Genomic DNA, 19,594 nt, shown 5'->3' on the forward strand with positions numbered 1-19,594 from the left:
CGCTCCTGCAGGAAACGGTGCCGTCACTAGAATTCCAGATCCAGCGCCGCGCACAAGTAATCCACGAACGGCCCCAGCGTCTGCAGGTCGGCGGCGATCAGCGCACGCAGCTTCGGCCCGGTCATCGTGGCGTCGTCGAGCTGGCGCCAGAACACCCAGTTCTTGTGCTTGAGGTCGTCGATGAACTCGAACTCGGCCGGGAAACCGCGCGGCGGCCGCACCAGCACCTCGGTCTGCTCCAGTTCGAAGCGGCGGCGCAGCTTGGGTGCGTGCGCGGCCGCCTTCCAGCTGCCGGGATTGTCGAAGATGAACTGGCGCACCTTGCGCTGCGTGTCCGGTTCCGGATGCCACAGGCCGGCGCCGACGAAGCTCTCGCCCGGCTGCAGGTGGATGTAGAACGACGGCGCCGGCACCTGCTTGCGCCGCTCGTGGAACAGGCGCGCGCCCTGCCAGGTCTTGTACGGCGACTTGTCGTGGGAGAAGCGCGCGTCGCGATGGATGCGGAACAACGAGCCGCCGACGCCGCGCGGGTCGGAACGGAAGTGTTCGCTGACCTGGGCCAGGTCCGGCTGCAGGTCGGTGATCAGGCGCAGGAACGGCTGGCGCACGTGGTCTTCGTACTTGTGCCGGTTGTCGTTGAACCAGGTCTTGTCGTTGTGCCGCGCCAGGGCACGCAGGAACTTGAAGCTGGCGTCGCTGAAGTAGGTGGTCATAGGGTGCGTTGCAGGTCTTTGCCCCAGGCGGCCAGCTGGTCGAGCAGGGCCTGCTTAGTAGCATCGGTGGAATGAGCCAGACGTAAATCGGCGAGCTGCGCGTAGTAGGCGTCGAAATTCAGCTCGGACAGGCCGCTGTCGTCGACCAGACGCCGCCGCCGGTAGTCGTCCCAGCGGCTTTGTTCGACGATCGACAGGGTCTGCGGCCAGTTGCGCGCGCGGTAGCGGAACAGCAGCTCGGGCAGGCGCGGATCGCGGAAGGCGCCTTCCAGCGGCGCCAGCTGCGCCGGCGGGGTCGCGCGCACCTGCGCCATCGCGCGCTTGTCGGCGTCGGCCAGGAAACCGTCGTACAGCGAGGCATCCACGTCGGCCGGGGCCGAGGCGCGCTCGTTGCCGAACACGCGGCGGACCTTCTCGGCCAGCTCCGGCCCGGCCTCGCGCAGGCGCGCGGCCTTGGCCAGGACCTGCGCCGGATCGATCTGCAGGCGGGCGAAATCGGGCTCGCGCAGGTGCGACCAGGCGACCAGCGCCGGCGCCTTGTTCAGGTGCACTTCCTTCAGCGGGATGCGCTGCTCGCCCTCGGGCAGGTCGGCCTGCGGCGTGTACAGGCGGTCGGCGATCTGCTCGGGCGTGTAGCGCAGCAGCGGTTCGACGTCGCCTTCCAGGTCGAACACCAGCACCCGGCTGTCGATGCGCGGGTGCCGCGCCAGCGGCAGCACCGGCGCCGCGCACAGGCGCGTGGCCGGGTAGCGCATCGACACGTGCAGCACCGGCTGCATCGCCACCACGTCGAGCAGGCCGCCGCAGAAGCGTTTGTCGCGCAGCTTCAGCGCGTAATCCCACAGCCGCGGCTGGCGCTCGCGGAAATGCCGGGCCATGCCGATGGTGGCGTACACGTCCGACAGCGCCTCGTGCGCGTCGCCGTCGCGCACGCCGTTGGCCAGCGCCAGCTGTTCCAGCTTGAACGAGGTGGCGCCGTCCTCGCGCTGCGGCCAGACGATGCCGTCCGGACGCAGCGCGTGCATCAGCCGCAGCATGTCCAGCAGGTCCCAGCGCGAATTGCCGCCGCGCCACTCGCGCTCGTACGGGTCGTGGAAATTGCGGAACAGCCCGTGGCGCACGAACTCGTCGTCGAAGCGCAGCGAGTTGTAGCCCAGCGTGCAGGTCTGCGGACGCGCCATCTGCTCGGCGATGCGCGCGAACGCGTCGGCCTCGTTGACTCCGTCGCGCCGCGCCTGCTGCGGGGCGATGCCGGTGATCAGGGTGGCGATCGGCGAGGGCAGCAGGTCGTCGGCCGGTTGCACGAAGAAGCTGATCGGCTCCTCGACCACGTTCAGCTGCGCATCGGTGCGCACCGCCGCGAACTGGGCGATGCGCGTGCGCCGCGGATCGGCGCCGAAGGTTTCCAGGTCGTAGAAGAGGAAGCTGTCGGGCATCGGGAGGTGGGCGGTGGGTGGTGGCGGACCTGGGTGACGCATGGCCCGCCTGCATGGGAGCGGCTTCAGCCGCGACAGGCGTTACCGGGAATGCCTGTGGCGGCTGGAACCGCGCCTACAGGGTAAGGCAGATCGGCTCAATGCGCGCCGTCCAGCGGCGCCAGGCGCTCGTGCACGATCCGCTGCAGCCAGGCCCAGTCGATCCGCGACAGGTCGCGGTGGCCCTGCGTGGCCTGCACCAGGATGTCGCGCTGGATCTCGCTGCGCTGCAACGCCAGGGCGTACGGCGTACGCAGGAAGGTGACCATGGTGTAGTGCGGCACGAAGCGGGTCGGGTGGCGCGCCTGCAGCGCCTGCTCCAGCTCGCGCTGCAGCAGGAAGCCGGCGTCGCCGACGCGGTCGCGCATCTCGATGTAGTTCTCCAGCGCCATCTGCTGGATCGCGCTGGCGTTGGGCTTGCGCTCGGCCTCGAACGCGGCGTAGGCGCGGCCCAGGTCCGGTTCGCGCTGCAGGTGCGCGGCCAGCGCCACGCAGTCCTCGAACGCGCAGTTCATGCCCTGGCCGTGGAAGGGCACCATCGCGTGCGCGGCGTCGCCGAGCAGCACCGCGCGCCCGTCCAGGTGCCAGCGCTGCAACCGCAGCGTGCCGAGCAGGCCCGGCGGATGCTGCTCCCAGTGCTCGGCCAGTTGCGGCATCAGCGGCAGCGCGTCGGCGAAGTCGCGCCCGAACAGCGCCAGCGCCTCCTCGCCGTTGCGGGTGGTGGCGAAGCTGGGCTCGCCGGTGTTGGGCAGGAACAGGGTGACGGTGAAGGTGCCCTCGTCGTTGGGCAGGGCGATGCACATGTAGTGCCCGCGCGGCCAGATGTGCAGCGCGTTGGCCTCGATGCGGAAGCTGCCGTCGGCGTTGGGCGGGATCTCCAGTTCCTTGTACGAATGGTCCAGGAACTCGGTGTGCTCGGCCATCGGCGCCTTGCGCTGCATCGCCGCGCGCAGCGCCGAGCCGGCGCCGTCGGCGCCGATCATGCTGTGGAAGCGGATGTCGTGCGGCTGGTCGTCGCGGTCGTCGATGAAGCGCGCGTAGCCGGCGTCGAAGTCCACCGTGTGCAGGCGGCGGTAGAAGTGGATGCGCGCGCCGGCCTGCTCGGCCAGTTGCAGCAGGGTGATGTTGAGGTCGTTGCGGTGCACCGACCAGATCACCTCGCTGTCGTCGCGGCCGTAGCGCTGCAGCTGCTGGCGGCCGTCGGCGAAATGCACCATGCGCCCGCGCATCATCACCGCCTTGGCCATCACCGCGGCGTCGGCGCCGGCCTGGCGCAGCGCGTGCAGGCCGCGTTCGGCCAGGGCCAGGTTGATCGAGCGGCCGCGCTCGTAGTCCTGGATGCGCGGATCGCCGCGGCGTTCGTAGACGGTGACGCGCCAGCCCTGGCGCGAGAGCAGGATGGCGAGCAAGGAGCCGGCCAGGCCGGCGCCGATCAGGGTGATGCTGCGGGGGGAGTCGCTCAAGGAGAAATCCGGCAAGACGCGCGGCCGCGGCCGCGCAGGAGAGGGCGGCTCAGACGCCGGCCCAGGTTTCCACTTCCTCGACGAAGCGGTAGACGTCGCGATAGCGGGTGTACAGCGGCACCGGGCTGATCCGGATCACGTCCGGTTCGCGCCAGTCGCCGAGCACGCCGACCGATTGCAGGTATTCGAACAACGCACGGCCGTGCTCGCGCCCGCCGGCCACGCGCAGCGACAGCTGGCAGCCGCGCTGCGCCGGGTCGGCGGGGGTGAGGATCTGCAAGGTCTCGCCCAGGCGTGCGCGGATCAGCGTTTCCAGGTAGCCGGTGAGCTGCAGGGACTTGCACCGCAACGCCGGCAGGCCGGCACGCTCGAACAGCTCCAGCGAGGCGCGCAGCGGCGCCATGCTCAGGACCGGCGGATTGCTCAGCTGCCAGCCGTCGGCGCCGGGCGCGGCGACGAAGTCCGGCCCCATCTGGAAGCGCGTGCGCTTGTCGTGGCCCCACCAGCCGGCGAAACGCGGCGTGTCGCCGTGGCCGTGGCGCTCGTGGACGAAGGCGCCGGCGACCGCGCCGGGGCCGGCGTTGAGGTACTTGTAGTGGCACCACACCGCGAAGTCGGGCGCGGTGTCGTGCAGATGCAGCGGGACGTTGCCGACCGCATGCGCCAGATCGAAGCCGACCGCCGCGCCGGCCGCGCGCGCCAGCCGCGTGATCGCGTCCAGGTCGAAGGCCTGGCCGGTGCGGTACTGCACGCCCGGCCACAGCACCAGCGCCAGGCGCGGGCCGTGTTCGGCGATGGCGCGTTCGATCGCGGCCATCGACACGATGCCGTCGTCGCCGTCGGGCCGCACTTCGATCAGCTCGGTGGCCGGATCGAAGCCGTGGAAGCGCAGTTGCGAGGCCACCGCGTGCTGGTCGGACGGGAACGCGCCGGCCTCGATCAGGATCGCCGGGCGTTCGCGGGTGGGGCGGTAGAAACTGACCATCAGCAGGTGCAGGTTCACCGTCAGCGTGTTCATCGCCACCACTTCGTGCGGCAACGCGCCGACCAGCCGCGCCAGCGGCGCGGCGAGCAGCTCGTGGTAGGTCATCCACTGCGTCTCGCCGGTGAAGTGGCCCTCCACCGCCAGCGTCGACCACTTGTCCAGCACCTCCTGCACCGCGGCGCGAGCGCCGCGCGGCTGCAGGCCCAGCGAGTTGCCGACGAAGTAGGCCTGGTCGGCGCCCTGGTGCTGCGGGAACAGGAATTCGCGGCGCAGCTCGCGCAGCGGGTCGGCGGCGTCGAGCGCGGTGGCGTGGGTGCGGGTCAGGATGTCGTTCATCGGCGGCGGGTGACGGGACGAGGGCACAGTCTACCGGTCGCGGCGCGGCGCTTCGTCGGCGCCCGCGGCGGCCGGCAGCATCGCACCGCGCAGCAGGTGGGTGAGGGTGCCGACGCTGTCGGCGACGCGGTCGCTGGTATCGGCCAGCGCGGACAGGGCCGCGGCATCGGCGGCGTCGGCCTGGCGCGCGGCCAGCGCCTCGGCCAGGCGCCGTTCGTCGGTGCGCAGGCTGGCCTGGGCCGGGGCGTTGCCGCTGCGCAGGCTGTCGGCCAGCTGGGTCAGCGCCGCATGCGCCTGGCGCTGGAACTGCTGCAGTTCCGGCAGCGGCGGCAGCGCCGGGCTGTCGCGCAGCACCGCCTCCAGCGCCAGCGAGGCGCGGATCAGGCGGTTGCCGTTGGCCAGCACCGATTCGGCCAGCGTCAGTTCGCGCAGGTTGCGCTTGCGCCGCGGTTCGCCGCGCAGGCGCTCGATCGAGGCCTGCACGTTGGTGCGCGCGGTGCGCGCCGCCGCGCGGGTTTCCGACAGCGCCTGCAGGCGGCCCTCCAGCAGCGCGGCGAGGTGGTCGCGGTAGGCCAGCAGCAGTTGCGCCAGGGTGGCGCGGATGTGCCGCCGCTCCCAGGTCGGCCACAGCGCATAGGCGACCAGCGCCAGCGCGCTGCCGAGCACGGTGGCCTCGATGCGCGCGCCGATCGCCTCGCCCGGCGCCACGCCTTCGAACGACAGCAGCAGCACCAGCATGCCGGTAAGCGAGGCCACGCCCAGGCCGTAGTTGACCTGGGTCAGCAGGCGGAAGCCGAGGCAGAACACGGTCAGCAACAGCAGCCGCACCACCGTGCCGTCCATCGTGAAGTGGGCCAGCACGGTGGCCAGCAGCAGCCCGGCGAAGGTGCCGGCCACGCGCAGCGCGCCGAAGCTCAGGGTGCCGCCGAAATCCGGCTTGAGCACGATCGCGGTGGTCATCGGGATCCAGTAGCCGTGCGGGATCGCCTGCCAGCGCTCGAACAGCACCGCCAGGCTCAGGCACACGCCGCAACGCAGCGCATGCCGGAACGCGACCGAGGAGAAGCCCAGGTTGGCGCGCAGGGTCTGCAGCGGCGCCAGCGGGCGCAGCGCCGCCGGCAGCCGCGCCTCGGCCAGCTCGGCCTGGATCTCGCCGCGGCTGCTGGCCCAGTGGCCGTTGCGCACCAGCGCGCGCAGCTGCCCGCCCAGGCCCTGCGCGCGGGCCACGGCGATGCGCAGCAGGCGCCGCTCGCGGGTGTCCTGCGCCTGCGCCTGGACCTGCGCGGCGGCCTCGACCAGGTCGTCGAAGCCGGTCATCGAGGCCTCGGCCGCGGCCGGATCCTCGGCGTTGTCCAGCGCGTGGGCGAGCTGGTCCAGCACCACCGCGCTGCGCTCCAGCACGCGCTCGATCGGCAGCCGCGCCGGCGACGCCGCGTCCAGGCGCCCGTGCAGGTCGGCCAGGGTCAGCAGTTCCAGCCGCGCGCGTTCGCACAGCTCGGCGATGATCCGGAACGACTGCACCGCCAGCCCGCGCGAACGGTGCTCGCCGTGCAGCATCACCATCGCCTCGAGTACCGCCTCGGTGGCCGGCGGCGCCAGCGTCGCGCTCGGCCGCTGGCGGGCGATGCCGGCCAGCTGGCGCATCAGTTCGGCCAGCGCGAAACGCTCCGGGCGGTAGCGCTGCAGCGGCCAGGCGGCCAGCGCCATCAGCATCTGCAGCACGCCGCCGGCGAAGATCAGCGCGGCCACGCCCGCGCTCTGCGCCGCCGGCAGGCGCACGTCGGCGCTGACCACCAGCAGGATCATGCTGGTCAGCCCGACCCGCGCGGCGACCGGGCCCAGCGCCACCAGCAGGCCGCCGCCCAGGCCCAGCAGCAGCGCCGCCAGCGCCAGCGCCGGAGTGTGCGCGCCGATCAGCATGCCCAGCAGCGCCGCGCCGCCGGCGGCCAGCGCCGCCATCAGCATGCGCTGCATGCGCGCCCGGTAGGGCCCGGGCTGGTCGGAGAACATCGTGTTCAGCGCGCCGGTGGCCATCGCCAGGCCGAGCGCGGCGTGGCCGCTGGCCACGCCCAGCGCGAGCGGGGCGACCACCGCGAAGGTGTTGCGCAGCGCGACGCGCAGCGGGACGTCGCGCGGTTTCAGCGCGATCAGGCTGTGCAGCATCGCGGCCTGGGATGGTCGGCGAGGGCGCTCACGGCGCGGCGGCGGGCGCCGGCGCCGGGTGCACCTGCCCGCAGCGGCCGCAGGTGCGCAGCGCCTCGGAGGCGTAGAAGCGCGCGAACACCGGCGGGAAATCGGTCTCGATGTCGCGCAGCGGGAAGTATTCTTCGTACAGCAGGTGGTTGCAGTGCTCGCAGTACCACTGCAGGCCGTCGTTCTCGTGCGGCAGGCGGCGCCGCTCGATCACCAGGCCCACCGAATCGGGCAGCCGCTGCGGCGAATGCGGCACCTTCGGCGGCAGCAGGAAGGTCTCGCCGGCGCGGATCGGGATCTCGCGCACCGCGCCGTCCTCCTGGATCTTCAGCACCATCTCGCCTTCGAGCTGGTAGAACCACTCCGGGCCTTCGTCGTAGTGGAAGTCCGAGCGCGCGTTCGGCCCGCCGACCGCCATCACGATGAAGTCGCCGGCGTAGATGCACTTGTTGCCCACCGGCGGCTTGAGCAGGTGCCGGTGCTGTTCGATCCAGGCGTGCAGGTTCAGCGGGGCAGGAAGCATGGCGTGTCCTTCGAAGGAGGCGTCGGCGCGGGCGCCGGGTCAGCGGTCCTCGCGATCCTGGCTGATCCGCGCCAGCGCCGCATCGTAGCGCGGCGCCAGGTCCTCGATGCGTTCCAGTTCCATGCCCAGGTCGTGCACGCGGCCGTCGCGCAGGCTGTAGACCCAGCCGTGCACGGTCAGTTCCTGGCCGGCGCTCCAGGCGTCGCGCACGATCGAGGTGCGGCTGACGTTGACCACCTGCTCGAGCACGTTGAGCTCGCACAGCCGCGCGTGCTGCAGGCTCAGGTCGCCGGCCTGCTGCAGGCAGGCCTCGTGCTTTTCCGCCACGTCGGTGACGTGGCGGATCCAGTTGTCGACCAGGCCCAGGCGCGCGCGGGTCAGTCCCGCGTGCACGCCGCCGCAGCCGTAGTGACCGACCACCAGGATGTGCCGCACCTTCAGCACCTCCACCGCGAACTGGATCACCGACAGGCAGTTGAGGTCGGTATGCACGACCACGTTGGCGATGTTGCGGTGGACGAACACCTCGCCCGGCGCCATGTCGATGATCTGGTTGGCCGGCACCCGCGAGTCCGAGCAGCCGATCCACAGGTATTCGGGGGTCTGCTGCTTGGACAGGCGGCTGAAGAACTCCGGGTCCTCGCGATTGATGCGCTCGGACCAGGCGCGGTTGTTGTGCAGCAGCTGATCGATTTTGCTCATAGCTGCGCATTATTCCAGAAGCCGGCGCGGGCATGGGCGTGGCGCGCCGGCCGCGGGCGTGGCGCGGTTCATCGGCGCGGCGGCGGGCCGCTTGCGCACGCCGGCGTATGGTGGATCGGGACGGCAGGCGCCTGCGCGATCGGGCGACGCCGCCGCCGCAGGCGCGCGGCGCCGCGTCGGTGGTCGATGGCGCCGCGGCAGGCGCCGCTCAGCGCTGCGGCAGGCGTTCGCGCATCAGTGCGGCCACGGCCTGCGCGCCGGGATCGGCCTGCGCCTGCAAGGCCGCGCTCACCGCCGCCACGTTCGCGGCCGGGTGGTTCTGGCTGAGCTTGAATTTCAGCTCCACCCGCTCGGGTTCGAAGCGGAAGCCGACGATGCCGCGCAACTGGCGGCGATGCGTCTGGCGCTGCGGCTCGTAGCGCCAGTCGCTGCCGATCGCGGTTTCGTGGCGCTCGCTGAGCCGCGCCACGATGTCGGCCAGCAGCGCTTCGTCGTCGCTGATCTGCAGCCGGCCGTGCAGGTGCGCGGTGGCGTAGTTCCAGGTCGGCACGCGCGCCATCGGCTCCTTGTCCGGATACCAGCCCGGCGACACGTAGGCGTGCGGGCCGTGCACGATCAGCAGCGCCGGGCCGGCATGCCGCGACTGCGGGTTGGCGCGCGCCCAGTGGCCCTCGATCACGATGCGCGTGCCGTCGCGCCGGTACAGCACCGGCAGCGGCGTGGCGCAGGGCAGGCCGTCGGCGACGGTGACCAGGGTGACGAACGGATCGCGCGCGATCAGCGCGTCGAGCGCGCCCAGGTCGGTCTCGGCGAACGCCGGCGGCACGTGCATCGGCGGCTCAGACGCGCGTGCCGAGGGTCTGGGTCATGCGCCCGCGCAGCGCCGCGTCGTCGTCGGCCTGCGGCGGCGCCACTTCGCTGAGCGAGAAGCCGCGCGCCAGCGCGTCGTCCTCGTCCAGGCCGTCGTAGGCGACGAACTCGGCGTCGAACAGCGCGGCCTGCGCGGTGTCCTCGCTGTCGTAGCTGAGCGTGTTGCCGTCGCTGTCCAGCACCTCGGCGGTGCCGGCCTCGCGCACGCGCAGGCGTGCCCACACCAGGATGCGGCCGAGGCTGGCCAGGTACCAGCGATCGGCGGCGGAAGCGTCTGAAGTCATGAAGTCACCACAGAAAGCAGCCAGAGCAGGGCGGCCATGCCCAGGCCGAAGAAGATGGTCAGCAGCGACAGCCAGGCCGGCGTGGCCAGCCCGGACAGCGAGCGGTCGCGCAGCGGGCGGTAGCGCCGCGCCAGCAGCCAGCCCAGCGCCGCCGGCTTGAGGAAGGCGCCGGGACCGAACGCGGCCACCAGCGGCGGATGCCGGTCGCGGATGTGCACCAGGGTCAGCGGCCAGAAGATCACGAACGCGCTGAAGCCGGCGATCGCCACGCCGACGAAGCACAGCGCGAAGAACAGGATCATGGCGTGGCCCCGGGCCGCATCAGAACTCGGCGCTGCCCGGCGCGCGCGGGTAGGGGATCGCGTCGCGGATGTTGCTCAGCCCGCAGACGTAGACCACCAGGCGCTCGAAGCCCAGGCCGAAGCCGGCGTGCGGCACCGTGCCGTAGCGGCGGAAGTCGCGGTACCAGCCGTAGTGCTGCGGGTCCAGGCCGAACTGCACCATGCGCGTGTCCAGCACGTCCAGGCGCTCCTCGCGCTGGCTGCCGCCGATGATCTCGCCGATGCCCGGCGCCAGCACGTCCATCGCCGCCACGGTCTTGCCGTCGTCGTTCAGGCGCATGTAGAAGGCCTTGATGTGCTCGGGGTAGTTGGTCACCACCACCGGGCGGCCGACGTGCTGCTCGGTCAGCCAGCGCTCGTGCTCGGTCTGCAGGTCCAGGCCCCATTCCACCGGGAACTCGAACTTGTGCCCGGACTTCTGCAGCAGCGCGATCGCATCGCTGTATTCGATGCGCTCGAACGGCGAGTTGATGAACGCCTCCAGCTTGCTGATCGCGGTCTTGTCCACGCGCTCGGCGATGAACGCCAGGTCGTCGCCGCGCTCCTCCAGCACCGCGCGGAACAGGTACTTGAGGAAGTCCTCGGCCACCCGCGCGTCCTCGGCCAGGTCGGCGAAGGCGATCTCCGGCTCGATCATCCAGAACTCGGCCAGGTGCCGGGTGGTGTGGCTGTTCTCGGCGCGGAAGGTCGGGCCGAAGGTGTAGACCTTGCTCAGCGCCAGGCAGTAGGCCTCCACGTTGAGCTGGCCGGACACGGTCAGGAAGGTCTCCTTGCCGAAGAAGTCGCGGCCGAAATCGACCTGGCCCTTGCCGTCGCGCGGCAGGTTGGCCAGGTCCAGGGTCGACACGCGGAACATCTGCCCGGCGCCTTCGGCGTCGGAGGTGGTGATGATCGGGGTGCTGATCCAGTTGTAGCCATTGAGGTGGAAGTAGCGGTGCACCGCCTGCGCCAGGCAGTTGCGGATGCGGGTCACCGCGCCGAACAGGTTGGTGCGCGGGCGCAGGTGCGCGACCTCGCGCAGGAACTCCAGCGAATGCGCCTTGGGCTGGATCGGGTAGGTCTCCGGGTCCTCGACCCAGCCCACCACCTCGATGCCCTCGGCCTGGATCTCGAAGCTCTGGCCCTGGCCCTGCGAGGCGACCAGGCGCCCGCGCGCGACCACCGCGCAGCCGGCGGTCAGTCGCTTCACTTCCGACTCGTAGTTGGGCAGTTCGGCCGGCGCCACCACCTGGATCGGGGCGAAGCAGGAGCCGTCGCTGACGTTGACGAAGGACAGCCCCGCCTTGGAATCGCGCCGGGTGCGGACCCAGCCGCGTACCGTCACCTCGCCGCCCGCCGGGATCTTCCCGGCCAGCGCATGCTCAACGCTCACCACCGTCATGACTTGAATCCTCGCCGTAGCGACTCGATATGGAACGGGCAAGTGTACTGGCTGAACCGCAGCGCTTGCGAGGCGCGGCGCGCAGCCGCCGTCCCGGTTCCTCCCTATAATGACCGTTCGCTGTTCCCGGAGTCGTTCTCGCCATGGCCATCCACCTCACTCCCGCCGCCTTCGAGCGCGTGCAGCGCTTCCTCGCTCAGACCCCCGGCGCGCTGGGCCTGCGCTTCGGCGTCGCGCGGACCGGCTGCTCCGGCTGGGGCCACGTCACCGACCTGGCGCGCGAGGCGCATTCGGACGACGCGGTGTTCGAGCAGGACGGGGTGCGCATCTACGTCGATGCCGCCAGCCTGCCGCTGGTCGACGGCACCGAGATCGACTTCGCCAAGCAGGGCCTGGGCGAGACCTTCATCTTCCGCAATCCCAACGCCACCGCCGAATGCGGCTGCGGCGAGAGCTTCACCACCGACGCCGAGCATGCGGCTGCCGACCAGCACTGAGCGCTGAATGCCGAAGCCAGCGCCGCGCACAGCGGATCGCTGCCAGGTCCCCAGGCAGGGACACGTCCAGGCGCGGAGCTGAGCGCGCCACGGCCAGCATGGCGCCCGGCGCGCCCGGCGCGCGGGCGTCCGGCCGTGGCCTTGCGGCCCGGCGCCCACGCTGCCATACTTTCCGGCTTCCTGCGCCTGTCGTGGCGGGAACCCTTGCCCCACCGCAGCCCGCGGGGGGCTGTCCGGCCCTCGGGCCACATCCGAAAGGTACAACCACATGAGTCGTCATTACGAAATCGTGTTCCTGGTCCATCCGGACCAGAGCGAGCAGGTCCCGGCCATGATCGAGCGCTACAAGTCGCTGGTCGAGAACGGCAGCGGCACCATCCACCGCCTGGAAGACTGGGGCCGCCGCCAGCTGGCGTACCCGATCCAGAACCTGGTGAAGGCGCACTACGTCATGCTCAACATCGAAGTGGACCAGGCCATCCTCAGCGAGCTGGTCGAGAGCTTCCGCTTCAACGACGCCGTGCTGCGCCACCTGGTGATCAAGCGCGACGGCCCGGATACCGAGCAGTCGCTGATCATGAAGAGCAAGGACGAGAAGGGCGACAAGCCCGAGCGCAGTGAGCGCCGTCGCCGCGACGACGAGGAAGGCGATGCGCCTGCCGCCGCCACCGATACCGACGGCGACGCCGCCGAAGCCGCCTAAGGAGCACTGCCATGTCCAAGTTCTTCCGTCGCCGCAAGTTCTGCAAGTTCACCGCCGAGGGCGTCAAAGAGATCGACTACAAGGATCTCAACACCCTGCGCCAGTACCTCACCGAGAACGGCAAGATCGTGCCGAGCCGCGTGACCGGCACCAAGTCCAAGTACCAGCGCCAGCTGGCCACGGCGGTCAAGCGCGCGCGTTTCCTGGCGCTGATCCCGTACACGGACAACCACGACGTTTGATGCGATCGCTTCGGAAGAACCCGCACACCCGCGGGTCCTTCCGTAAAGCCCGCACCTCCACGTGCGGGTTACTCAACAGAAGTCTGGCGATTGAAGAGTGCGGTGGTGGTCGGGGATCCTGCGATTCCCGATTCCCGATTCCCGATTCCCGATTCCCGATTCCCGATTCCCGGCTTCTCCTATTCGGACAGCAAGCGTTGCGTCGGCCGAGCCGGCGCTAACGAATAACGGAGCAACACCATGCAACTGATCCTCCTGCAGAAAGTGACCAACCTGGGCGGCCTCGGCGACAAGGTCGACGTCAAGCCGGGCTACGGCCGCAACTACCTGGTGCCGCAGGGCAAGGCCGTGCCGGCCACCGCCGCCAACATCGCCGAGTTCGAGGCCAAGCGCGCCGAGTACGAAGCCAAGGCCAAGTCGATCCACGACGACGCCGAGGCCCGCGCCGCCAAGCTGGAAGGCGCCAGCGTGACCGTCAAGGCCAACGCCTCGACCGAAGGCAAGCTGTACGGCTCGGTCGGCCCGCGCGACATCGCCGAGGCGTTCACCGCCGCCGGCCTGCCGCTGGAAAAGGGCGAAGTGGTGCTGGGCGAAGGCGCGTTCCGCAACATCGGCGAGTACGAGGTGCTGGTGCGCCTGCACGCCGACGTCGAGACCACGGTCAAAGTCGTGGTCGAAGCCGAAGCCTGATCCCTGGCTTCCACGCTGTACCTGAAACGGGCGCCGCAAGGTGCCCGTTTCGTTTGCGGCCTCCGGCCCCGGCGCCCGCCAGGGCCGTTATACTCACCGGTTCGTGCCTGTTTCCTGTCCGGCGATCATAGTCGTATCAAGGGCTTGGAAGCAGGACTTCACCTGGATATTCATTAGCGGCAGCGCGTGCCGGCCTGCCGGCCGCGCCTGCCATGGAATGCCTGCCCCATGCGCCTGTCGACCATCAAGCTGTCCGGCTTCAAGTCCTTCGTCGATCCGACCACGCTGCACCTGCCGACCAACATGACCGGCATCGTCGGTCCGAACGGCTGCGGCAAGTCGAACATCATCGACGCGGTGCGCTGGGTGATGGGCGAAAGCTCGGCCAGCCGGCTGCGCGGCGATTCGCTGACCGACGTGATCTTCTCCGGCTCCTCGGCGCGCAAGCCGGTGTCGCAGGCCACGGTGGAACTGATCTTCGACAACACCGACCACACCATCTCCGGCGAGTACGCCTCGTTCAACGAGATCTCGGTCAAGCGCCAAGTCAGCCGCGACGGCAGCAGCAGCTATTACCTCAACGGCACCAAGTGCCGCCGCCGCGACATCACCGACCTGTTCCTGGGCACCGGTCTGGGCCCGCGCAGCTACTCGATCATCGAGCAGGGCATGATCAGCCAGATCATCGAGGCGCGCCCGGAAGACCTGCGCGTGTACCTGGAGGAGGCGGCCGGCATCTCCAAGTACAAGGAGCGGCGCAAGGAGACCGAGACCCGCATCCGCCACACCCGCGAGAACCTGGAGCGGCTGGGCGACCTGCGCGAGGAGATCGGCAAGCAGCTCGAGCACCTCAAGCGCCAGGCGCGCCAGGCCGAGCAGTACCAGGCGCTGCAGGAAGAGCGCCGGGTCAAGGATGCGCAGTGGAAGGCGCTGGAATACCGCGGCCTGGACGGCAAGCTGCAGGGCCTGCGCGAGGCGCTGGGCCAGGAAGAGACGCGCCTGCAGCAGTTCATCGCCGAACAGCGCGACGCCGAGGCGCGGATCGAGACCGGCCGCGTGCGCCGCGAGGAAGCCGCCGACGCCCTGAGCAAGGCCCAGGCCGAGGTCTACCAGGTCGGCAGCACGCTGGCGCGCATCGAGCAGCAGATCCAGCACCAGCGCGACCTGTCGCAGCGTCTGCACAAGGCGCGCGACGAAGCGCAACTGGCGCTGGCCGAGCTCGGCCAGCACATCAGCGGCGACGAGGCCAAGCTGGCGCTGCTGCGTGAGTCGGTGGACGTGGCCGGGCCGCAGCTGGAACAGCTGCAGGAAGACAACGAATACAAGCAGGAAGCGCTGCGCGAGGCCGAGGCCAGGCTGGCCGACTGGCAGCAGCGCTGGGAGGCGCACCAGCGCTACACCGCCGAGGCCTCGCGCGCCGGCGAAGTGGAGCGCACCCGCGTCGACTACCTGGACCGGCAGTCGCTGGAAGCCGAGCGCCGCCGCGAGGCGCTGGCCGCCGAGCGCGCCGGGCTGGACCTGGACGCGCTGGCCGCCGCGTTCGAGCAGGTGGAACTGCAGCACGAGACCCAGCGCGCCGCGCTGGACGGGCTCAACGAACAGGTCGAGACCCGCAAGCAGGCGGTGGCGGCGCTGCAGGAACAGCAGCGCGGCGCGCAGGCCGAACTGGCCGAGGTGCGCAAGCAGGCGCAGGCCGCGCGCGGCCGGCTGTCGTCGCTGGAGACCCTGCAGCAGGCCGCGCTCGGCCAGGAGCAGGGCGCCGCGGTGGCCTGGCTGCAGGCGCGCGGGCTGGATTCGGCGGCGCGCGTGGGCGAGCGCATCAGCGTGGAGCGCGGCTGGGAGAACGCGGTCGAAGGCGCGCTCGGGCAATTGATCGAAGGCGTGCTGGTCGAGGCGCCGGAGACCCTGGTCGAGGCGCTGGGCGAACTCGGCGAGGGCCGCATCGCCCTGGTCAGCAGCGACGAGGACGCCGGCAGCTTCGCGCCGACCTCGCTGGCGGCCAAGGTGCAGGGGCCGATCGCGATCCGCCGGCTGCTGTCGCGGCTGCACGCCGCCGAGGACCTCGCCGCCGCGCGCGCGTTGCTGCCGCAGCTGGGCGAGGGCGATTCGGTCATCACCCGCGACGGCGCGCGCCTGGGCGAGGGCTGGCTGCGCGTGTCGCGCTCCGGCGCGGCCAAGCAGGGCGCGCTGCTGCGCGAGCGCGAGATCCAGGACCTGCGCGGCCAGATCGACGCGCTGCAGGACCGCGAAGCGGAGCTGGACCAGCGCCTGGCCGGCCTGCGCGAACAGTCGCTGGCCGCCGAACAGCAGCGCGAGGAAGCGCAGCGCCAGCTGTACCAGGCGCACCGCAGCGTCTCCGAGCTGGCCGGCCAGTTGCAGAGCCAGCAGGGCAAGGTCGACGCCGCGCGCACCCGCATCGAGCGCATCGAGGCGGAGATCGCGCAGCTGCTGGAAACCCTGGACAGCAGCCGCGAGCAGGCGCGCGAGGCGCGTTCCAAGCTGGAGGACGCGGTCACCAGCATGGGCGACCTGGAGACCACCCGGCACGCATTGGAGAGCGAGCGCCGCCAGCTCACCGAAGCGCGCGACCTGGCCCGCGATGCCGCGCGGCGGGTGCGCGAGGCGGCGCACGCGCTGGCCCTGACCCTGGAATCGCAACGCGCCCAGATCGCCTCGCTGAGCCAGGCGCTGGAGCGCATGGGCAACCAGCGCGGGCAGCTGGATTCGCGCCTGGGCGAACTCAGCGCGCAGCTGAGCGAAGGCGATTCGCCGGTGCACGCGCTGGAGGCCGAACACCAGGCCGCACTGAGCGAGCGCGTGCGCACCGACCGCGTGCTCGGCGAGGCGCGCGCGCTGCTGGACGGCATCGACAACGAATTGCGCGGCCTGGAGCAGACCCGCCAGCAGCGCGACGAGCAGGCCCTGGCGCAGCGCGAGCGCATCGCCCAGCGCCGCCTCGACCAGCAGGCGCTGGTGCTCAGCGCCGAGCAGCTGTCGGCCGCGGTGGTCAAGGCCGGCTTCGTGCTCGAAGACGTGATCAACGGCTTGCCCGAGCACGCCGATCCGGCCGAATGGGAGCAGGCGGTGCAGCAGATCGACGGGCGCATGCGCCGGCTGGAGCCGGTCAACCTGGCCGCGATCAGCGAATACGGCGAGGCCGCGCAGCGCGCCGAATACCTGGAAGCGCAGGACGTGGACCTGAACACCGCGCTGGAAACCCTGGAAGACGCGATCCGCAAGATCGACCGCGAGACCCGCGGCCGCTTCAAGGACACCTTCGATCGGGTCAATTCCGGCGTGCAGGCGCTGTATCCGCGCCTGTTCGGCGGCGGCCACGCCTACCTGGAGCTGACCGGCGAGGACCTGCTCGACACCGGCGTGGCGATCATGGCGCGGCCGCCGGGCAAGCGCGTGTCCAGCATCTCGCTGCTGTCCGGCGGCGAGAAGGCGATGACCGCGGTGGCGCTGGTGTTCGCGATCTTCCAGCTCAACCCGGCGCCGTTCTGCCTGCTCGACGAGGTCGATGCGCCGCTGGACGAAGCCAACGTCGGCCGCCTGGCGGCGATGGTCAAGGAGATGAGCGAGAAGGTGCAGTTCCTGTTCGTCAGCCACAACAAGGCGACGATGGAGGCGGCGCACCAGCTCAGCGGCGTCACCATGCGCGAACCGGGCGTCAGCCGCCTGGTCAGCGTGGATCTCGAGGAAGCCGCGCGTTTGGCGGGCGCGGCCTGACGTGACATGCTAAATACGTTCTCTTCCCCCTGCGCACCCCTGCCGGAGTAACCCCGCAATGTCCGACATGGCAATGCTACGCATCGGCATCCTCGCCGCCGGTCTGCTGCTGATCGCGGCGATCTTCCTGTTCGGCCGCCCGAAGAAACCGACCCAGGGCCGGCGCGTGGAAGCCGCCGATCCGGTCGCGCCACCGCGGCGCGAGCCCTCGCTCGGCGACGCCGCGCTCTCCGCCGACGGCGAGGCCGTCGCCGCACCCGACCAGGACGGCGCCCTCGGCCAGCCCGAACTGGGCCTGGCCGACACCGAATCGGCCACGGCCGAACTCGGCAAGCGGCCGAGCCAGGATTTCGACAAGATCGTCTCGCTGTACGTCGCCGCGCGCGCCGGCCAGGTGCTGCGCGGCGAGGACATCGTCGTCGCCGCCGAGAAGACCGGACTGGTGTTCGGCCACATGAACGTGTTCCACCGCCTGGTCGAAGGCCACCCCGAGCGCGGCCCGATCTTCAGCATGGCCAGCATCATGAAGCCGGGCAGCTTCGACATGGCCCACATCCGCGAGATGGAGACCCCGGCGATCGCGTTCTTCCTGACCCTGCCGGCGCCGCTGACCGCGCTCGACGCCTGGGAAAAGATGCTGCCGACCGTGCAGCGCATGGGCGAACTGCTCGACGGCGTGGTCCTGGACGACAGCCGCAACGCCCTCGGCCGCCAGCGCATCGCCCACATCCGCGACGAACTGCGCGCCTACGACCGGCAGCACCAGGCGCCGCCGCTGACGAAGGCGCCGCGCTGGTAGGGTGGGGCCGGGAGTGGGGATTGGGGATTGGGGATTCGTGAAAGCGAATCCACTGACGCCTCCCTTCTTCCATCGGGAGAAGGTGCCCCGAAGGGACGGATGAGGGTACGGAATGGGCTAGGTAGGCGGCGAAGCCCGCTTTTACGAATCCCCAATCCCCAATCTCGAATCCCGAGGCGCGCTACTTGCGCGCCTTCAGGAACGCCTCGCGGAACCGCATCATCTCCGCCTCGGTGCCGACGGTGACGCGCACCAGCTTCGGCCAGATCGGCCAGCTGCGGCCGACCATCACGCCTTGCTTGGCCATCGCCGCGGCGAACGCCTTGCCGTCGCGCTTGACGTCGACCATGAAGCAGTTGGACTGCGAGGGCAGGCACTTGTAGCCCTTGCCCTGCAGCCAGGCGACGGTGTCGTTGCGGATGCGCGCGTTCTCGGCGCGCCGCGCCGGCACCAGCTGCACGTCGCGCAGGCTGGCGATGCCGGCCGCGACCGCGGTCACCGCCACTGGGTTCTCGCCGAACGCGGCGAGCTTGGTCAGCAGTCCGGGCGAGGCCACCGCCAGGCCCAGGCGCAACCCGGCCATGCCGTACAGCTTGGAGAAGGTGCGCAGCACCAGCAGGTCCTGGCGCTGGCCGATCAGGTCGATCACCGACGGCTGATCGCTGTAGTGGATGTAGGCCTCGTCGACCAGCAGCACGCTGGAGGCGGGCTTGTTGGCCAGCAGCCATTCGATGTCGGCACGCGCGGTGATCGAGCCGGTCGGGTTGTTCGGGTTGCACAGATAGATCAGCCCGGCGTTCGGATCGGCGCTGGCCATCGCCTTGACGTCGTGTCCGCCGTCGGCGCGCAGCGGCACCCGCCGCACCGGCGCGCCGTTCGCGGCGGCGACGTCGGCCACCGCCTCGAAGGTCGGGTCGGCCACCACCACGCCGGCGCGGGCCGAGGTGAACGCACGCGCGGCGCGGTTGAGCGGGTCGCTGGAGCCGGGGTAGACCGCGATGTGGTTGCTGGGCAACTGGTGCTCGCCGGCGAACAGGGCGATCAGGTCGTTGGGCAGCTCGAACAGGTAGCGGCCGGCGCGCGGCAGGATCGCCTGGGCGGCCTCCAGCGCGGCCGGGGAGGGGCCCAGCGGGCACTCGTTGAAGTTCAGGTAGACCGGCCCGACGGCCGGCGCCACGCCAGGCGCCGCGGCCGCCGCCTTGCGCCTTGCCGCCTCCGCACCGGGCGCCAGGCCCAGTGCACCGACCGCCAGGCCCGAGGTGGCGAGGGAAAGGAAGGAACGGCGCGAAACGGGTAGCGACACGGGACTCTCCAGGCGAAGCGTCGAAACAAGAAACGCAAAGCTAACGTTCCCTTAACGTTGGGGCAAGGCTTTGGGGCCGGGATTCGGGATTCGGGATTGGGGATTGGGGATTGGGTGGGGCTCTGGACCCGGGACTCGGGACTCTCGGGGCTTGGGAAAGCGTGGGCGGCGCGTGGAGCATCCGTTTAGCCCCTCTCCCGCCGGGAGAGGGGTTGGGGTGAGGGTACGGCCGCCCATGAACCCAGGACGTTCGGCGGCAGGCGTACTCAGCCACCCCTTCGGGGGCACCTTCTCCCGAGGAGAGAAGGGAATGATCTCGGCCTCATTCAGGAGCGTGCAATCCCGAATCCCCAATCCCCAAT

At 70.7% G+C, this 19,594-nt stretch carries 18 protein-coding genes; 6 read left to right on the plus strand and 12 right to left on the minus strand.

All coding sequences use genetic code 11. The annotated features are described in order from the left end of the window. Positions 1-26: 26 nt before the first annotated feature. The 11 genes from OCJ37_RS09125 to asnS all read right to left on the minus strand — a co-directional run bounded on the left by OCJ37_RS09125 (position 27) and on the right by asnS (position 11,266). Entirely contained in the window at positions 27-713 is a 687-nt protein-coding gene (locus OCJ37_RS09125) for a DUF2461 domain-containing protein (RefSeq protein WP_263113327.1), read from the minus strand. Continuing rightward, complete coding sequence (gene sbcB / locus OCJ37_RS09130; RefSeq protein ID WP_263113637.1) at positions 710-2,149, minus strand: exodeoxyribonuclease I; 1,440 nt, start codon at positions 2,147-2,149, stop codon at positions 710-712. Before sbcB ends, OCJ37_RS09125 begins: the two co-directional genes overlap by 4 nt. A 137-nt stretch (positions 2,150-2,286) precedes the next feature. Next, positions 2,287-3,651 (minus strand): FAD-dependent oxidoreductase, encoded by a 1,365-nt coding sequence (locus OCJ37_RS09135; protein ID WP_263113328.1) that lies wholly within the window; start codon positions 3,649-3,651, stop codon positions 2,287-2,289. Positions 3,652-3,700: 49 nt separating this feature from the next. Further along, entirely contained in the window at positions 3,701-4,972 is a 1,272-nt protein-coding gene (gene kynU, locus OCJ37_RS09140) for a kynureninase (RefSeq protein ID WP_263113329.1), read from the minus strand. Between the two features lie 30 nt (positions 4,973-5,002). Then, positions 5,003-7,135: an FUSC family protein gene (locus OCJ37_RS09145; RefSeq protein WP_263113330.1), complete on the minus strand. Its 2,133-nt coding sequence runs from the start codon at positions 7,133-7,135 to the stop codon at positions 5,003-5,005. 28 nt (positions 7,136-7,163) lie between these two features. Then, the gene (locus OCJ37_RS09150) at positions 7,164-7,688 is read right to left on the minus strand and encodes a 3-hydroxyanthranilate 3,4-dioxygenase (RefSeq protein WP_263113331.1); all 525 of its coding nucleotides are present in this window, start codon (positions 7,686-7,688) and stop codon (positions 7,164-7,166) included. 39 nt (positions 7,689-7,727) lie between these two features. Next, entirely contained in the window at positions 7,728-8,390 is a 663-nt protein-coding gene (can, locus tag OCJ37_RS09155; RefSeq protein ID WP_263113332.1) for a carbonate dehydratase, read from the minus strand. 208 nt (positions 8,391-8,598) lie between these two features. Continuing rightward, complete coding sequence (locus tag OCJ37_RS09160) at positions 8,599-9,222, minus strand: FMN-binding negative transcriptional regulator (RefSeq protein WP_263113333.1); 624 nt, start codon at positions 9,220-9,222, stop codon at positions 8,599-8,601. 7 nt (positions 9,223-9,229) lie between these two features. After that, the gene (locus OCJ37_RS09165) at positions 9,230-9,544 is read right to left on the minus strand and encodes a hypothetical protein (RefSeq protein ID WP_263113334.1); all 315 of its coding nucleotides are present in this window, start codon (positions 9,542-9,544) and stop codon (positions 9,230-9,232) included. After that, on the minus strand, positions 9,541-9,846 hold the full coding sequence (locus tag OCJ37_RS09170; protein WP_263113335.1) for a hypothetical protein: 306 nt from the start codon (positions 9,844-9,846) through the stop codon (positions 9,541-9,543). Before OCJ37_RS09170 ends, OCJ37_RS09165 begins: the two co-directional genes overlap by 4 nt. Positions 9,847-9,865: 19 nt before the next feature. Then, positions 9,866-11,266 carry an asparagine--tRNA ligase gene (asnS, locus tag OCJ37_RS09175; RefSeq protein WP_263113336.1) on the minus strand — a complete coding sequence of 467 codons (1,401 nt, stop codon included), beginning with the start codon at positions 11,264-11,266 and terminating at the stop codon, positions 9,866-9,868. Between the two features lie 143 nt (positions 11,267-11,409). Here asnS and OCJ37_RS09180 point away from each other — a divergent pair, with 143 nt between their 5' ends. From OCJ37_RS09180 to zipA, 6 genes are all read left to right on the plus strand, one after another. After that, entirely contained in the window at positions 11,410-11,763 is a 354-nt protein-coding gene (locus OCJ37_RS09180) for a HesB/IscA family protein (protein ID WP_263113337.1), read from the plus strand. Positions 11,764-12,031: 268 nt separating this feature from the next. Next, positions 12,032-12,466, plus strand: coding sequence for a 30S ribosomal protein S6 (rpsF, locus tag OCJ37_RS09185; protein WP_263113338.1), 435 nt, complete (start codon positions 12,032-12,034; stop codon positions 12,464-12,466). Positions 12,467-12,477: 11 nt separating this feature from the next. After that, positions 12,478-12,708, plus strand: coding sequence for a 30S ribosomal protein S18 (gene rpsR / locus OCJ37_RS09190; protein ID WP_002804494.1), 231 nt, complete (start codon positions 12,478-12,480; stop codon positions 12,706-12,708). A gap of 240 nt (positions 12,709-12,948) precedes the next feature. Then, the gene (gene rplI, locus OCJ37_RS09195) at positions 12,949-13,398 is read left to right on the plus strand and encodes a 50S ribosomal protein L9 (protein ID WP_263113340.1); all 450 of its coding nucleotides are present in this window, start codon (positions 12,949-12,951) and stop codon (positions 13,396-13,398) included. A gap of 228 nt (positions 13,399-13,626) precedes the next feature. Continuing rightward, positions 13,627-17,130, plus strand: a complete 3,504-nt coding sequence (smc, locus tag OCJ37_RS09200) for a chromosome segregation protein SMC (protein WP_263113341.1) — start codon at positions 13,627-13,629, stop codon at positions 17,128-17,130. Between the two features lie 58 nt (positions 17,131-17,188). Continuing rightward, positions 17,189-17,929 (plus strand): cell division protein ZipA, encoded by a 741-nt coding sequence (gene zipA, locus OCJ37_RS09205; protein ID WP_263113342.1) that lies wholly within the window; start codon positions 17,189-17,191, stop codon positions 17,927-17,929. Between the two features lie 181 nt (positions 17,930-18,110). Here the strand turns inward: zipA and OCJ37_RS09210 are convergent, their stop codons facing one another. Continuing rightward, positions 18,111-19,232 (minus strand): pyridoxal phosphate-dependent aminotransferase, encoded by a 1,122-nt coding sequence (locus OCJ37_RS09210; protein WP_263113343.1) that lies wholly within the window; start codon positions 19,230-19,232, stop codon positions 18,111-18,113. Between the last annotated feature and the right edge of the window lie 362 nt (positions 19,233-19,594).

The sequence above is a fragment of the Xanthomonas sp. AM6 genome, assembly GCF_025665335.1.
GTDB lineage: Bacteria > Pseudomonadota > Gammaproteobacteria > Xanthomonadales > Xanthomonadaceae > Xanthomonas_A.

Bases quoted from the DNA above. Each gene is read 5' to 3' on its own strand.
- OCJ37_RS09145 (WP_263113330.1), bottom strand. From the start codon at position 7,135: ATGCTGCACAGCCTGATCGCGCTGAAACCGCGCGACGTCCCGCTGCGC.
- asnS (WP_263113336.1), bottom strand. From the start codon at position 11,266: ATGACGGTGGTGAGCGTTGAGCATGCGCTGGCCGGGAAGATCCCGGCG.
- smc (WP_263113341.1), top strand. From the start codon at position 13,627: ATGCGCCTGTCGACCATCAAGCTGTCCGGCTTCAAGTCCTTCGTCGAT.
- rpsR (WP_002804494.1), top strand. From the start codon at position 12,478: ATGTCCAAGTTCTTCCGTCGCCGCAAGTTCTGCAAGTTCACCGCCGAG.
- kynU (WP_263113329.1), bottom strand. From the start codon at position 4,972: ATGAACGACATCCTGACCCGCACCCACGCCACCGCGCTCGACGCCGCC.
- OCJ37_RS09170 (WP_263113335.1), bottom strand. From the start codon at position 9,846: ATGATCCTGTTCTTCGCGCTGTGCTTCGTCGGCGTGGCGATCGCCGGC.
- can (WP_263113332.1), bottom strand. From the start codon at position 8,390: ATGAGCAAAATCGATCAGCTGCTGCACAACAACCGCGCCTGGTCCGAG.
- OCJ37_RS09165 (WP_263113334.1), bottom strand. From the start codon at position 9,544: ATGACTTCAGACGCTTCCGCCGCCGATCGCTGGTACCTGGCCAGCCTC.
- sbcB (WP_263113637.1), bottom strand. From the start codon at position 2,149: ATGCCCGACAGCTTCCTCTTCTACGACCTGGAAACCTTCGGCGCCGAT.
- OCJ37_RS09125 (WP_263113327.1), bottom strand. From the start codon at position 713: ATGACCACCTACTTCAGCGACGCCAGCTTCAAGTTCCTGCGTGCCCTG.
- OCJ37_RS09180 (WP_263113337.1), top strand. From the start codon at position 11,410: ATGGCCATCCACCTCACTCCCGCCGCCTTCGAGCGCGTGCAGCGCTTC.
- OCJ37_RS09150 (WP_263113331.1), bottom strand. From the start codon at position 7,688: ATGCTTCCTGCCCCGCTGAACCTGCACGCCTGGATCGAACAGCACCGG.
- rplI (WP_263113340.1), top strand. From the start codon at position 12,949: ATGCAACTGATCCTCCTGCAGAAAGTGACCAACCTGGGCGGCCTCGGC.
- OCJ37_RS09160 (WP_263113333.1), bottom strand. From the start codon at position 9,222: ATGCACGTGCCGCCGGCGTTCGCCGAGACCGACCTGGGCGCGCTCGAC.
- rpsF (WP_263113338.1), top strand. From the start codon at position 12,032: ATGAGTCGTCATTACGAAATCGTGTTCCTGGTCCATCCGGACCAGAGC.
- zipA (WP_263113342.1), top strand. From the start codon at position 17,189: ATGTCCGACATGGCAATGCTACGCATCGGCATCCTCGCCGCCGGTCTG.